The following is a 13,367-nucleotide window of genomic DNA, read 5'->3' as shown; positions in this document are numbered from 1 at the left end:
GGAGCGCTCCTCAGCCGGCACGGAACATGGCGCAGTCGCAGGGGTGGTCGAGCATCGCCTGCAATTCTTCGTCGAGATGGAAAAGCGTCACCGAAGCGCCGGCCATTTCCAGCGACGTGCAGTAGTTGCCGACCCAGGTCGCGTGGACCGAAACGCCGATGGCGTCGAGCCTCTGCTTGACCCGGCGGTTCATGATGTAGAGCTCCATCAGCGGCGTCGAACCCAGCGAATTGACCAGCACCGCGACCTTGTCGCCGCGCTTCGGCGCCATCTCGGCGAAAATCTTGTCCAGCATCGCGTCGGTGATTTCGTCGGCGGTCCCGAGCTTGCCGCGGGCGATGCCGGGTTCGCCATGGATGCCCATCCCGATTTCCATCTCGTCCGTGCCGATCTCGAAATTCGGCCGCCGGGTCTGCGGCAGCGAGCAGGGCGACAGTGCCACGCCCATCGTGAAGGTGCGGTCGTTGGCCTTGCGCGCGACGCGCTCGCATTCGTCGAGGGAGAGCATCAGGTCGCAGGCGGCACCGGCCGCCTTGAAGATGAAGAAATTACCCGCGACACCACGGCGCTTCCGCCGCTGGTCACGCGGCGCCGAGGCGACGTCGTCGGTGGTCAGCACCGTGCGCACCTCGATGTCGTCCATGGCGGCCATCTCGGCCGCCATGTCGAAATTCATCACGTCGCCGGCATAGTTGCCGTACATGAACAGCACGCCGGCGCCGCCGCTGATCGCCTTGGTGCATTCGAGGATCGGATCGGGCGGCGGCGAGGCAAAGACGTTGCCGACAGCCGCCGCGTCCGCCAGCCCCTTGCCGACAAAGCCGAGAAAGGTCGGCTCGTGGCCGGAGCCGCCGCCGATCACCAGCCCGACCTTGCCGGGCCTCGGTCCATCGCGGGCGATGATCGAGCGCGGACTGCCGTCCACGCTCCCGAGATGGCGAGGATGCGCGGCCAGGATCCCTTCGAGCATTTCGTCGACGGCACGGTTGCCGTCATTGATGATCTTCTTGGTCTGCACCGGCATCCTCCGAACTCAGTATTTTCCGGGATACTACAGCCCGTTACCGGGATTTCCACCCCGGCAGCGCCGCTTCAGGCCGCGATCTTTTCCCGCGCGGCGAGTATCTGCACACAGGCGTTTGCCGCTTCCTTCCCCTTGACCGTGAAATGCTCGAAGAAGAAGCGATGATGCTCGGCGCTGTCGTGGAAATTGTGGGGCGTGAGCACCGCCGAAAGCACGGGCACGCCGGTCGACAACTGCACGTTCATCATGCCGTCGATAACAGCGTTGGCGACGAAGTCGTGCCGGTAGATGCCGCCATTGACGACGAATGCCGTGCCGAGGATCGCGGCGTAGCGGCCGGTCCCGGCAAGCGTCTTGGCATGGAGCGGAATTTCGTAGGCGCCGGGCACGTCGAAGATGTCGACGGCAAAGCGTCCGCCGCCAATCTCGGCCAGTTCCGCCCCAAAGGCTTGCACGCACTGGTCGACGATGTCGGCATGCCAGCGCGCCCTGATGACGGCGATGCGGATTGTTTCATAGTCTTTGTGGGAATGCTGATTCATGGGTCCATCCTTCCGTTTCGAACCAGAATCAGGACGCACGATACGAAATGCGGCCCGCCGGGGCGGTCCGTCTTCCGTTTCGTTCTCTTTCATCCGGACTCTAACCGTCGGCTCCGGAATCACACCGGATCTGCTGACCTCTCCGATAGCGGAAAGCGCTCGCGGGCTTCGGCCGAAGCCGTTACCGCCGGTGGGGACTTTCACCCCGCCCTGAGAACATTAACGCGTTTTGTATGGAAGGATGGTGGGGCCGCTGTCAACTACGCGACAGGCCGCTGGCCAATCACGTTGTGCCGACTGGAGCAATGCGACGGGAGGAAAGTTCTAGCGTGTGCGCCATGCCGCCGCGCCAGCGGCAATCAGCATCAGCAAGGCCGCAACTGCCGCGCATGTGGCGAAGCCGAAGCCGGAATAGAGCGGCCCGAAGCCGGTGGTGCCGACGAACACCGCGAGGTAGGTCACCGCGCTGTTCAGCCCCATGATCGTGCCCCGCCGCGACGGATCGAGCGCCGACAGGCGCATCACCAGCACGTTCAGCCCGAAATGATTGGCAAGTCCCCAGGCAGCCACCATGGCGAGCGTCAAGCCATAGCTGCCGCTGATCGCGGCGATCGCCACGTAGACGATGGCGACGAGAAGGTAGGCAAAGGGCATGACGCGTCGGGCGCCCAGCCGGTCGATGATGCCGTCGAAGAGCGCCGCCGTGCCAAATCCCGCGCCATAGGCGAGGGCCGCCAGCCCATTGGCGCTGACCGGCTGCCCCAGCCCGCTGTGGAGGTGGTCGCCAAGGTAGCCATAGACACCGTAGAAGGCGGTCATGAAGGCGCCGCATGCGATGAGAAGCGGCACAATGCCCGGAATGTTCAACGCCACCAGCGGGGCGGGTGCCGGTCCGGCCTTCCGGACATCCGGGAGCGACGATGCGCTGAGGCCGCCAAGCGCCAGCGTCGCCAGCACGGCCACGGCGACAAAGACGGCGCGCCAGTGCACGAGATCGGCAAGCACCGCCGACAGCGAAACGCCGGCCACCATGCTGAGCGTCCACCCGGTCAGCACCACGCCGATCGTGCCGCTTTCCCGCCCGGGCGGGGCGATGGCCGCGGCACTGGCATAGATTGCCGGCATGGCGACGCCGGCCGCGATCCCAGCGATAAGCTGCGCGGCAACCAGCGCGCTCACCGTCGGCGCGGCCTCGCTGGCGACCAAGGCCAATGCCAGCAGCAGCAAGGCCGCCCGCAACATCCGGCGCGCGCCGAGCCGGTCGATATGGCGTGCCAGGAACAGGGCGCTCGCCGATGTGCCGAGGCCGAACGCGGCCGCCGCCATCATCACCATGGGGACGCTGGTCGAGAACGACACGGCCACTGCCGGAGCGATCGGGCCCAGCACCAGCGAATTCGAGCCGATCACGGCGATGCATCCGGTCAGCAGATAGGCGAGGGCCGGGATGGGCAGCCTGGTGTCCGCGCCCAAGGCTGTAGCTTGATCGTTGTTCGACATATCATCATAATGGCCGTATTAAATTCCGTGACAATCGGGAATACCGCTATGGATGAAGAAACAGATGGCATTCCGCGGAACAGGCCGGCGGCCCGGGACGTCGACGCGACCGACCGAAAAATATTAGGCGTTCTCGTCGAAGACGCGACCGTCAGCTATGCCGAACTCGGCGATCGCGTCGGCTTGTCGCCGCCGGCAGCGCACGAGCGCGTCAAGCGGCTTCGGCGCAGCGGCGCCATTCGCAATACGGCCGCCATCATCGATCCCAACGCGGTGAGAAAACCGCTGCTCACCTTCGTTCACATAGACACCAGCGGCTGGGGCAAGACCCCTGAACTGATGGCGATCTCGGAATATCCCGAGGTCGAGGAGATCCACACCGTCGCCGGCGATACGTGCGTACTACTCAAGGTGCGCACCGAGGACACCAAGGCGCTCGAAGGCCTGCTGTTGCGTCTCTACGAGACACCAGGCGTCACCTCGACGCGCAGCTACGTGGTTCTGGCGACCTATCTCGAACGGCCGGTGCAACCCGGCATCACGGCGCAGTGGCCGACGCCGAAGCACATGGGCAAGCCGTTGTATTGAACGACCTGGCTCGTCGCTTAGCTTCCCAGCCGGATCGTCTCGAAATAGGCGTCGGTGCCGACCTGGCCGCCTTTCAGCGCTATTTCGAGGCCATCGATCTCACCGCCGCCATGGGCGACGCAGAGCGGAGATCCCGGCGATTGCGGCAAAGGCATGCGCACGGTCAGCGCGTCGATGGCCAATTGTCCGAGCGCGTGGCTGGACGTATCGCCACCGGCGATCACCGCGCGCTTGAGTTTCTGTTCCACGATCAGCCGGCGCAGGATGGTCCCCAGCGCTCGCCCGAGCGTGTTTCGCGCGCCTTCGATCCTGTCGATCTCGGCGCCCCGGTCGGCCTGCGGGCCAAGCGCGGTGTAGAGGATGACGCTGCGGCCCTTGGCCAGACTTGCCAGCCCGGTGGCGACCGCCTGCTCGATCGCGTCGCCGGCGCCCTCCGAGACCAGTCGCATCGCATCCATTTCGACGCCGTCAAAACCGTGGGCGAGCGCAAAGCGGATTTGTTTCTCGGTGGTAGGCGAAACGCTGCCCGAGACGACCGCGAGGCGGTCCACCGGGCCGGGCGGCGCGAACGACGCGTGCCCGGAGACGATGCCTTTGCCGGCCCATTCGGCAAGCAAGGCATATTCGACGCCCGAGGATCCGACAACGAAGCCATGGCCTTGATCGTGGATGCGCCAGATCTGCTCGCCGACGCGTCTCTGTGTCTGGCGGCTTTCAACATCGAACAGGACGATCGCCCTGTTTTTCATCGCCTGGTCGACCGTTTGCGCAACATCGTCGGCCTGCAATGCCGCCAGGTCGACAAGGCCGGCGCTGAGACTGGTCTGATGCGAGAGATGCGCGAGCAGGTCTGCTTCGTTCATCGGCGTCACCGGATGCCTGCTCATCACAGGATGCCTGTCGATGCGGAAATACTCGCCACGGAACGCCGCGAAAAGATTGCCGAAGGCGGTGTAGCGCTTGAGCTGCGGCGCCCCGACCACCATCGGCACGCTCGCTCGGCCGAAAATACGCCTGCCGATTTCGGTGGCGCGGCCAATGCTGCCGACCGCCGGGCTGGAATCGAAGGTAGAGCAGATCTTGTAGTGGCAGATCGCCGCCCCGAGGCCTTTCAGCCATTCGAAGGCCGGCGTCAGGTTTTCCTCCATCCATTGCGGCGTTTCGCTTCGGCTGGTGCCCGCCAATCCAACCGCGCGGCAATGCGAAAATCGCGCCAGCAAGGACGGATCGGGCTGGTTCATGAACAGCACCGTCGGAACGCCGCCGAGCTCAAGCGCCTCCATGACGTCCGTCGAACCGGTAAGGTCGTCGCCATAATAACTGAGGAGCAGGTTTTGCGCGGCCATGCTCATGCTGCCTTGCCGTCGCCGAACTTTTCGATCGATCGGGCCAGTTCGATGTGATCGCGGGCATAGTCCGCCAGCGCAATGCCCTCGACCGCCGCCTGCCAGGCTTGCAGCACGGCCCGCACGCCGGCACCGGGTCCGTCCGGATGGCTGACGATGCCGCCGCCGCAGAGGTAGAGGAGGTCGACCGTGCGGCCGGTGCGCTCATAGGTTTCGGGTGCCTGGCCGCCCCATTGGCCCGAGCAGGCCACGGGCAGCGCGCAATCGTCTGATGAAAACAGCGGCGTCGTCACTGCCTCGAAGGAGCGGATGAAGGAATCGTCCGGCTCCCAATATTTCGAGCCGATGCCGTTGATCTGGAACTGGTCGACGCCGAGCAGCCGCCAGAATTGCTGCCAGACCTTGAAGTCCATGCCGAGGCCGGGGTGGCGTGTGAGAATGTCCCAGCCATTGCGATGGGCATGCAGCACCAAGCCGGAACGCTTCCGCAGAAAAGCCATGCCACCGAAGCCGATCGAGTTGATGTTGACGACCGCGCAATTGCCGCCGGCTTGGAGCACAAGATCGTGGTTGCGCATCATCTCGTCGGGATCGGCATGCGAGATGCCGAAGGCATACATCACCTTCTTGCCGGTCTTCTGCTCATGGTCGAGAATCCCTGGCATGATCGCCTTCACCCGCTCCGCCAGCGGCGAATAGGCAGGGCTCATCAGCTTCTCGTCGTCCTTGATGAAATCGACGCCGGCCTCGATCAGTTCGCCCACCATCGCGGCCGTCTCGTGCGGCCTGAGACCAAGCGCCGGCTTGACGATGGTACCGATGATCGGGCGGCCCTCGACACCGGTCAGCCCGCGGCTGCCCGCAACGCCGAACTGTGGACCCGGATGGGCACCCCGGTATTGTTCCGGCAGCTTCATGTCGATGACGCGGATGCCGGACAGGCCCCTGATCGAATAGGTGCCACCAATGGCAATGGTCCTCAGTGCCGACAGGTCGGTGCCGATAGCGTCGAAGGGGAAGGCGATGTCGACATCGGCGCGCCGGAAGGGCCCGCTGCCGGATCCCGGGAGAGAGGGTTGCGTGGCATCCGGCAGGTGCCGGATCGCCAGCACGCGCGCCGCCACGCGCGCCTTCAGCTCCTCGGTCTCGCCCGGCAGCGCGACGAAGGTGCCGGTCGACTGGTCGCTGGCGATCTTGGCGGCCAGCGCCTCGATGCTGCCAGGGGTTTCGATGCGATAGGTAAGCGTGATCATGGTCGGTCGGCCGCTCGAAAAGGGTTCGAAAAAAGTTTCGTCGCGCAGGAAATCTGGTATAATGAGTACATAAGTATTGCAAGAAATATCCGCGCCTCGACAAGAGCGGTGGGCTGCGGCAAAGCTGGAGCGAACCCGCTCCAGGCGCGGGCATTCCGGTAATCCTGCCAGGAATGCTAAACAGGAACCGGGCCAGGGAGTGATTCGTCACGATGAACCGTTCGGAGCCGATCGTCCGGCGCAAACTTTCCGACGAAGTCTTTGCAAGACTGAAGCGGCTGATCACCAGCGGCGAACTGCAGCCGGGCGACGACATGCCGTCCGAGCGCGAGTTGATGGAGCGCTTCGAGGTCGGCCGGCCGGCGATCCGCGAGGCCATGCAGGCGCTGAGCAATATGGGGTTGGTCGCCATCTCGCATGGCGAGCGCGCCAAGGTGCTGCAACTCACCGCTAAGTCGATCATCAAGCAGGTCGATGGCGCGGCCAAGATCATCCTGTCCTCGTCCCGGGACACGCTGGAGCACCTGAAGACCGCGCGCATCTTCTTCGAGCGCGGCATGGTCAGGGAAGCCGCGGAAAAGGCCAAATCAGAGGATGTGCAATTGCTGAAGGCGACCGTGGCCGAGCAGCGCGCCGCGCGTGGCGATTCCGAAGCCTTTATCTCCGCCGACATGAAATTCCATACCCAGATCGCGTCCATTTCAGGCAATCCGATCTATGTCGCCGTCAGCGAAGCCACACTGGGCTGGCTGAAGGAATACCACACCGAAATGCTGATCTGGACCGGCAAGGAAAAATACACGCTGACCGAGCACGAAGAGATCATCGACCGCATCGAGCACGGGGATGCCGACGGCGCCGAGAAGGCGATGATCAAGCACCTCGAGCGCTCGCGTGCGCTCTATGTGATGAATTCCGAGAAGTAACCGATCCTGGTAATCGCATACGGAGACATCACGAGATCGCCCCGGTCAAGCGCGGAAGTGTCGACCCGCATGTCGTTCGGTGTCAGGTTCGCCAGCCAGACGATGGTCTCGCCCGACGCGGAGCGGCCGGCCAGCGCCAGGACCCGCGTCTCGTCGCTCGTCACGGCGGAAACATGCGTCAGCCCGGCCAACTCACAAAGCCCTTTGACGGCCTGGAAAATCGGCCGCGGCGATCCCTCTGCGACGGGTTCGCCCGATCCCGCGACCACGCCGAACGGTCCGGCGAAACTGGACAGTGTCAGCATCTCCACTCCCGCCGGTGCGACGCGCGCGGCATAGCCGATCGTCCATGCGGCGGCGAACTGCGCGGCGTGGCGTGGATCGCGGTTCGCCATGGCGATGCGCTGTCCCTGAGGATTGTCCTTGGTCGCACCACCATACGGGTTCTGGCGCATGGCGATCGTCGATGGTCCGATCCGGTACGGCTTTGTCCCGAAGATCGCCCGCGTGGACCGGGTGATGAAGGGCAGCGCCTCCAGCGATTGCATCACGCTGAGATCGTCGGCGGCGTGTACGATCGGATTGGTGCAGTGGGTGATGAAATCGAGCTGGCCGGCTGGAACGCGCTTGCGGTTGAGTTCGGTGAAATAGCTGAACATGCCGCCGCCGAGGCGGAGGCCGGGAAAGGCCCGGCGGGCGGCCGCGTAGACGTCCTCGAGCGGTGGGCATGCCGGCCAGGCACTGCCCGGCGGCGTCGATTGCCGGTCGACCGCAGGCGACACCGCGATGGCGTCGAGCCGCAGGCCTGCCCGGCGCACCATGTCGGCGATCTCGGAAAGTTCGGCGTCCAGATCGCCGGCACAAGCGACCACGCACTCCAGCGTCGTCGAAACAGGATAGGCGGCCGCCAGCCGGGCATGGGCGCGCAGCGCCTCGAGGCCGTGACCACGCGTCGGGTCGAAGTGGAAAAGCAGTTGCCGGGGACCGAGCCCTCGCAGCAACGGCAGGTCGGCAAGTGCCGCCTCGATCTCCTCGGGATAGACCACGATGCCGATATCGGGCAGCTTCGCGCCGGCTTGCCCGAGCTCGACGCGGACCGGTTCGGCCGGCGCCGCCGAGGCAGGCACATTGGCATCGCCGGTGATGCGCAGGCTGATCATCTGGCGCAGCGCCTGCCCGGCCGGCAGCACATAGGGCCATGGCAGCGCCAGCGGCCGCACATAGGTTTTGTACGAGGCGTCGGACCAGTTGCGCTGGTCCTCCATCTCGAATGCGTCGCCTTCCATCCGGCATTGCGCGACAACGCCGGGCCGGACCTGATGCGTGATGGCGCGCAAATCCTTGAACGGTTGCCACGGGTCGATCAGATCGGGGAGTTCCGTCTCGACCACGCTGCCGTCGGTGTGCTCGACCGTCACCGGGCTGCCGGCGAGGCCGGCGATCGGGTGCAGGATGCAGAAGCCGCAGCGGTTGGTTTCGAAATCGCTCTCGGGGAGCGCGGTCACATCGAAGACCAGCCTGCCGTCGGCCGAGCCTTCGATCGTGGCGTCGAAGCCGAGCCGGCTGCCGTCCGGACCGAGGCAGCTTGCCGCGTAGCTGACGGAGAAACGGTCGTCCGTCTGGTCGATGGTCAGGTCCGTGAGGTCAGGCTCATAGGTGCCCCAGTCGCGGTCTCGCACAATGTAAGCTATGGCACGCAGCACTTCGGTGCCGCCGTGGCGGATGGTGCGCAGATTGCCGTTGACCAGTTCCGCGCTCAATGCGCCCGCACGCAGCGTGACCGGCTTGGGCTCGGCCGCGCGCGTGCCGTAGAGCTGGAAAGCGTCTGCCGTCATCTCAGCAAGGCTTCGATCTGCACCGGTTCTCGGCTGGCGGCACCGGCATAGGCGGCCTCGACCAGGGCGAATGTCCTCAGATTGTCCGCGCCTGACGTCGCCGGTTCCTGGCCTGATGCAAGGCAGTCGACCCAGTGCCGCTGGATGGCCAGCACGCTTTCCTGGATGTTGTGCCAGGGCCGCGAGGCCCAGGGCAGCAGCCGCGGCGAGACGTCGCTCACCCTGGTTCCGCTCTTGCCGGTGACGGTCAGCCGGTAGCCTTGCGCCAGCCGGATCGTGCCGTCGCTGCCATCGAGTTCGATGAGCGTCTCCGGGAACGGCTCCGCGGCAAGCTTGGTCGCATAACTGCAATCGACCACCGAGGTGGCGCCGCCAGCGTGGTCCATGAGGATCGTGGCGACATCCTCGCCGGCGATGGCCGGGTTGATGCGTTTGGTTCGCGCGGTCAGGCTCGACACATCGCCGAGCAGGAAGCGGGCGATATCGAGGATGTGGATGCCGAGGTCCTCGATGATGAAGCGCTTGCCCGTCGCGAGATAGGGCTGGCCGGAGAACACGTCATAGCCGGAGCGGAAGGAGATGCGGCCGAAGAAGGGTGTGCCGATCTCGCCGCTGTCGAGCACCGCGCGCACCGCCTGGATCGGCGATTGCCAGCGAAAATTCTCATGCACCATCAGCGGCACGCCGGCATCCGCGCAGGCTTTCACCATCGCCTTGGCGTCGGCCAGCGTTGGCGCGAACGGTTTCTGGCAGATCACGGGAACGCCATGCGCGGCCGCCATCTCGACCAGCGGCCGATGGCTGCCGACCGTGGTGGCAATGTCGACGAAATCGAGCGTCTCGGCGGCGAAAAGTTCCGCCGCATCGGTGTAGCGCCGCGTCACGCCGAACTGGTCGCCGACTATCTTGAGCCGCTCGGGATCGCGGTCGCAGACGGCGATGATCGCGGCGCCTTCGATGTCACGCCAGGCATGCATCTGGTTGACGGCGAAGAAGCCGCAGCCGATCAGCGCTCCACTTAAGCCCGCCATTCTCTCAACCCGCCTTTGCCATCTGCATGAGGGTGACGCGCTGCTGCAGCCGGCGCTGCGCCTGGTCGACGACCACGGCGACGATGATGACCAGCCCCTTGATCACCATCTGCCAGAAAGAACTCACGCCCATCATCACCAGCCCGTCCGACAGGATGCCGATGACGAAGGCGCCGACGATGGTGCCGCCGATCGTGCCGCGCCCGCCCGACATCGAGGTGCCGCCGAGCACCGCCGCGGCGATGGCGTTCAATTCGAAGCTCTCGCCCGTCGCCGGATGCGAGGCCATCAGCTCCGAGGAGATGATCAGGCCGACGATCGCCGCGCAGAAGCCGGAAAACATGTAGACGAACATCTTGACCATGTTGACGCCCACGCCTGAGATGCGCGCCGCCCTCTCATTGCCGCCGACGGCGAAGATGTGCCGGCCGAGCGGGGTGTAGCGCGCGAGATAGGCAGCCCCCAGCGCCACCACGATCAGAATCCAGATCGACACCGGCAGGCCGAGCAGCCGGCCGGCGCCGAGGAAGCCGAAGCCGGTGGTGCCGAGTTCCGGCTTGCCGACCAGGTTGGGGAAGGTGCGGCCGTCGGAGGACAGCAGCGCGAAACCGCGCGCGACATAGAGCACGCCGAGCGTGGCGATGAAGGGTGCGACGTTGAGCCTGGTGATCAGCAGCCCGTTGACGGCGCCGATCGCTATGCCGACCAGAAGCGTGATCAGGGCGATCTCGACGACGTTGAAATAGATGGTGTAGCCGATCTGCAGGTCGATGCCGTTGAGCACGAGATAGCCGGCCACCATGCCGCACAGGCCGACGATCGAGCCGACCGAAAGATCAATGCCGCCGGTGATGATGACGAAGGTCATGCCCATGGCCAGGAAGGCGTTGAGCGCCACGTGCTTGGCCATCAGGATCAGGTTCGCCGCAGACAGGAAGTTCGGCGCGGCGATCGAGAAGAACACCAGGACCGCGATCAGCGCGATAAAGGTCCTGAGCTTCATCAATGTCAGCAACGCGGAGCCGCCGGAGGCGGAAGGAGCGGTCGCCTTGGCCGGAATGTCAGTCATCAGCGTTGCTCCCCATGTGCGGCCGGTCCGTGGCCCAGCGCCGACGCGGCGACGATCGCCGCCTCCGTCGCTTCGGCGCGGTCGAACATGCCGGTCAATCTGCCATTGCTCATCACCGCGATGCGGTCGGACAACGCCATCACCTCGTCGAGGTCGGAGGTGGCGAACAGGATGCCCAGCCCGTCGCGCGAAAGCTTGCGCATGGTGCGGAAGACATCGGCCTTGGCGCCGACATCGATGCCACGGCTGGGCTCGTCCATCAGAAGCACTTTCGGTCCGGTGAGCAGCGCCTTGCCGATCACCACCTTCTGCTGGTTGCCGCCCGACAGCGACGAGACTTCCTGCGCCGGGTCGGCGACCTTGATTGCGAGTTCCCGCACCATCTGCATCACGGCCTGCCGCTCGGCGCCGCCTCGGATATGGAACAGGCGCACGAAGCGCGACAGGCTCGCCAGCGTCAGGTTGCTGGCCACCGAGAGGATCGACACCAAACCTTCGCGCTGGCGGTCCTCGGGGATCAGGGCAAGCCCGCGCTGGATGCGGCGCGTCGTGTCGCGCTCCTTCACTTGCCTGCCGGCGATGAAGATCTTGCCGCTGGCATGGCCGTGGCGGCCCATGATGCAGTCGAACAATTCGCTGCGCCCGGCGCCCATCAGCCCGTATATGCCGAGGATTTCGCCGGCGCGCAGCGACAGCGAGACATGGTCGACCGCCAGTCCGCCGGTGACGCGCGGCAGGCAGATCTCCTCGGCGCGGAAGATTTCCTCGCCTGGCTGGTGGCCGTCGGCCTTGGCGAAATCCTTGGCGTCCGAGCCGATCATCTGCCGCACGATCCACTGCGTGTCGACGTTCTTCATTTCCTCCTGGCCGGTGATGCGCCCGTCGCGCAGCACGGTGACCGTGTCGCCGATGCGGATCAGTTCTTCCAGCCGGTGCGAGATGTAGACGATAGCGACGCCGCGCGCCTTGAGGTCGGCGATCACCTTGAACAGGATTTCGACTTCCGTAGCACTCAGCGCCGAGGTCGGCTCGTCCATGATCAGGATCTTGGCGTCGAGCGATACCGCTTTGGCGATCTCGACCAGCTGCTGCTGGCCGATGCGCAAGTCCTCGACCAGCATGTCTGGCCGGATGCCGGCCTCGAGCCGGTCGAGGAATTTGCCCGCCCGCTTTTCCTGTGTCTTGCGATCGATCTTGCCCAGCCGGTTGGTGATCTCGCGTGTGGCGAAGATGTTCTCGGCCACGGTCATATTGCCGAACAGGTTCAGCTCCTGGAACACCATGCCGATGCCGCGCGCGACCGCGTCTCCCGACGAGGAGAAGGAAACCTCTTCGCCTTCGAGCAGGATACGGCCGAGGGTCGGCTGCTCGACGCCGGCGATGATCTTCATCAGCGTCGACTTGCCGGCGCCGTTTTCGCCGACCAGCACGTTGACGGCCCCCTTGTGCACCTCGAAGTTCGCCTGCTTGACCGCGACCGTGCCGGCATAAACCTTCGAGACGTCCTCCAGCTTGAGGATAACCTCGTGAGCGGGGCTCATGGCTTCGGCCCGATCTCGGCCTCCGCCGGGGTCACCAGCGGCAGGTCCTGGCCGCCTTCGATCGTATAGGCGCCGATCACCTTGGCGGTGCGGCCCTCAAGCGCCTCGCGAGGCAGTTTGGACAGCACGGTCTTACCGGCATAGGCGTTGAAGGCCTTGCCGAACTGGGCGAAGTCGATCTGATTGGTGAAGTCGTTGAACTGGACGAAATCGAGGCTGTCTCTAAGTGCGGTGCCGCGTATCGCCGGCCCGATCTGGACGCGCGCATCGGCCTTGTCGTCGCCGTCCACGTCGACATCCATCGTTGCCGCGCGCGACTGCGTGTTGGCGGCGACGATCTTGCCCTCGACGCGGACCGCGAAGGTCCATGGCGAATTCGCCTGCTTCCTTGGATTGCCGTATTTGGCGCCGGCCGCCGCCGGATCGGTTTTCGCCAAGGCATGGACCTCGGCGAACGGCCCAGCCTTCTGCCTGAGGTAGGGGATGACCTTCGGGGCCCAGATGTCCTCGACCATCTTGTCCGGGTTAAAGGCAGACGCGCTGTTTTCACTCTGCGCCACCGGCGTCGGCAGGATTTTGCAACCGCCGAGGCCAAGGCCCGCGAGCGCGACAAGCGTCAGCCAACTAAAAGGGGTTAGCCAGGTCAATGTCTTCGGCATGGCGGTCAAAAGCACCCGGAACGTGAAATTAGAGCAATTCCAGGAAAACTGTG

Annotated in this window: 12 protein-coding genes and 1 riboswitch; of the genes, 2 read left to right on the top strand and 10 right to left on the bottom strand. The window is 65.0% G+C overall.

Features of this window, described 5'->3' with window-relative positions:
* Positions 1–10: 10 nt before the first annotated feature.
* From MESAU_RS25725 to MESAU_RS25715, 3 genes are all read right to left on the bottom strand, one after another.
* Positions 11–1,018: a dihydroxyacetone kinase subunit DhaK gene (locus MESAU_RS25725; RefSeq protein WP_015318955.1), complete on the bottom strand. Its 1,008-nt coding sequence runs from the start codon at positions 1,016–1,018 to the stop codon at positions 11–13.
* A 74-nt stretch (positions 1,019–1,092) separates the two neighbouring features.
* Positions 1,093–1,566 carry a 6,7-dimethyl-8-ribityllumazine synthase gene (locus MESAU_RS25720; protein ID WP_015318954.1) on the bottom strand — a complete coding sequence of 158 codons (474 nt, stop codon included), beginning with the start codon at positions 1,564–1,566 and terminating at the stop codon, positions 1,093–1,095.
* 77 nt (positions 1,567–1,643) lie between these two features.
* Positions 1,644–1,788, bottom strand: a riboswitch (FMN riboswitch).
* Between the two features lie 102 nt (positions 1,789–1,890).
* Complete coding sequence (locus MESAU_RS25715) at positions 1,891–3,066, bottom strand: MFS transporter (protein WP_015318953.1); 1,176 nt, start codon at positions 3,064–3,066, stop codon at positions 1,891–1,893.
* A gap of 48 nt (positions 3,067–3,114) precedes the next feature.
* On the opposite strand from MESAU_RS25715, the gene MESAU_RS25710 reads away from it, so the two are divergent.
* Positions 3,115–3,654, top strand: a complete 540-nt coding sequence (locus MESAU_RS25710) for an Lrp/AsnC family transcriptional regulator (protein WP_015318952.1) — start codon at positions 3,115–3,117, stop codon at positions 3,652–3,654.
* A 17-nt stretch (positions 3,655–3,671) separates the two neighbouring features.
* Here the strand turns inward: MESAU_RS25710 and MESAU_RS25705 are convergent, their stop codons facing one another.
* Positions 3,672–5,000 (bottom strand): four-carbon acid sugar kinase family protein, encoded by a 1,329-nt coding sequence (locus MESAU_RS25705; protein ID WP_015318951.1) that lies wholly within the window; start codon positions 4,998–5,000, stop codon positions 3,672–3,674.
* 2 nt (positions 5,001–5,002) lie between these two features.
* A complete protein-coding gene (oiaX, locus tag MESAU_RS25700) occupies positions 5,003–6,253 on the bottom strand; it encodes a 3-oxo-isoapionate-4-phosphate decarboxylase OiaX (RefSeq protein WP_015318950.1) in 1,251 nt (416 codons plus the stop codon).
* 212 nt (positions 6,254–6,465) lie between these two features.
* On the opposite strand from oiaX, the gene MESAU_RS25695 reads away from it, so the two are divergent.
* Positions 6,466–7,179, top strand: coding sequence for a transcriptional regulator NanR (locus MESAU_RS25695; RefSeq protein WP_015318949.1), 714 nt, complete (start codon positions 6,466–6,468; stop codon positions 7,177–7,179).
* Here MESAU_RS25695 and apnL read toward each other — a convergent pair.
* Genes apnL through MESAU_RS25670 form a run of 5 tightly spaced genes read right to left on the bottom strand, consistent with a single transcriptional unit; the run spans position 7,155 to position 13,314 of the window.
* Positions 7,155–9,014 (bottom strand): D-apionate lactonase, encoded by a 1,860-nt coding sequence (gene apnL, locus MESAU_RS25690; protein WP_015318948.1) that lies wholly within the window; start codon positions 9,012–9,014, stop codon positions 7,155–7,157. The two genes, MESAU_RS25695 and apnL, sit on opposite strands and share 25 nt — an antisense overlap.
* Positions 9,011–10,045 carry a Gfo/Idh/MocA family protein gene (locus MESAU_RS25685; protein WP_015318947.1) on the bottom strand — a complete coding sequence of 345 codons (1,035 nt, stop codon included), beginning with the start codon at positions 10,043–10,045 and terminating at the stop codon, positions 9,011–9,013. Before MESAU_RS25685 ends, apnL begins: the two co-directional genes overlap by 4 nt.
* 4 nt (positions 10,046–10,049) lie before the next feature.
* Positions 10,050–11,114 carry an ABC transporter permease gene (locus MESAU_RS25680; RefSeq protein ID WP_015318946.1) on the bottom strand — a complete coding sequence of 355 codons (1,065 nt, stop codon included), beginning with the start codon at positions 11,112–11,114 and terminating at the stop codon, positions 10,050–10,052.
* Complete coding sequence (locus MESAU_RS25675; RefSeq protein WP_015318945.1) at positions 11,114–12,655, bottom strand: sugar ABC transporter ATP-binding protein; 1,542 nt, start codon at positions 12,653–12,655, stop codon at positions 11,114–11,116. Before MESAU_RS25675 ends, MESAU_RS25680 begins: the two co-directional genes overlap by 1 nt.
* Entirely contained in the window at positions 12,652–13,314 is a 663-nt protein-coding gene (locus tag MESAU_RS25670; protein ID WP_015318944.1) for a DUF2291 family protein, read from the bottom strand. Before MESAU_RS25670 ends, MESAU_RS25675 begins: the two co-directional genes overlap by 4 nt.
* Positions 13,315–13,367 lie beyond the last annotated feature (53 nt).

The sequence above is a fragment of the Mesorhizobium australicum WSM2073 genome (assembly GCF_000230995.2).
Taxonomy (GTDB): domain Bacteria; phylum Pseudomonadota; class Alphaproteobacteria; order Rhizobiales; family Rhizobiaceae; genus Mesorhizobium; species Mesorhizobium australicum.
Note: the sequence above shows the minus strand (reverse complement) of the source record. Positions and strands in the feature narration are given on the sequence as shown.

Bases quoted from the DNA above. Each gene is read 5' to 3' on its own strand.
- MESAU_RS25720 (WP_015318954.1), bottom strand. From the start codon at position 1,566: ATGAATCAGCATTCCCACAAAGACTATGAAACAATCCGCATCGCCGTC.
- MESAU_RS25715 (WP_015318953.1), bottom strand. From the start codon at position 3,066: ATGTCGAACAACGATCAAGCTACAGCCTTGGGCGCGGACACCAGGCTG.
- MESAU_RS25710 (WP_015318952.1), top strand. From the start codon at position 3,115: ATGGATGAAGAAACAGATGGCATTCCGCGGAACAGGCCGGCGGCCCGG.
- MESAU_RS25705 (WP_015318951.1), bottom strand. From the start codon at position 5,000: ATGGCCGCGCAAAACCTGCTCCTCAGTTATTATGGCGACGACCTTACC.
- oiaX (WP_015318950.1), bottom strand. From the start codon at position 6,253: ATGATCACGCTTACCTATCGCATCGAAACCCCTGGCAGCATCGAGGCG.
- MESAU_RS25695 (WP_015318949.1), top strand. From the start codon at position 6,466: ATGAACCGTTCGGAGCCGATCGTCCGGCGCAAACTTTCCGACGAAGTC.
- apnL (WP_015318948.1), bottom strand. From the start codon at position 9,014: ATGACGGCAGACGCTTTCCAGCTCTACGGCACGCGCGCGGCCGAGCCC.
- MESAU_RS25685 (WP_015318947.1), bottom strand. From the start codon at position 10,045: ATGGCGGGCTTAAGTGGAGCGCTGATCGGCTGCGGCTTCTTCGCCGTC.
- MESAU_RS25680 (WP_015318946.1), bottom strand. From the start codon at position 11,114: ATGACTGACATTCCGGCCAAGGCGACCGCTCCTTCCGCCTCCGGCGGC.
- MESAU_RS25675 (WP_015318945.1), bottom strand. From the start codon at position 12,655: ATGAGCCCCGCTCACGAGGTTATCCTCAAGCTGGAGGACGTCTCGAAG.
- MESAU_RS25670 (WP_015318944.1), bottom strand. From the start codon at position 13,314: ATGCCGAAGACATTGACCTGGCTAACCCCTTTTAGTTGGCTGACGCTT.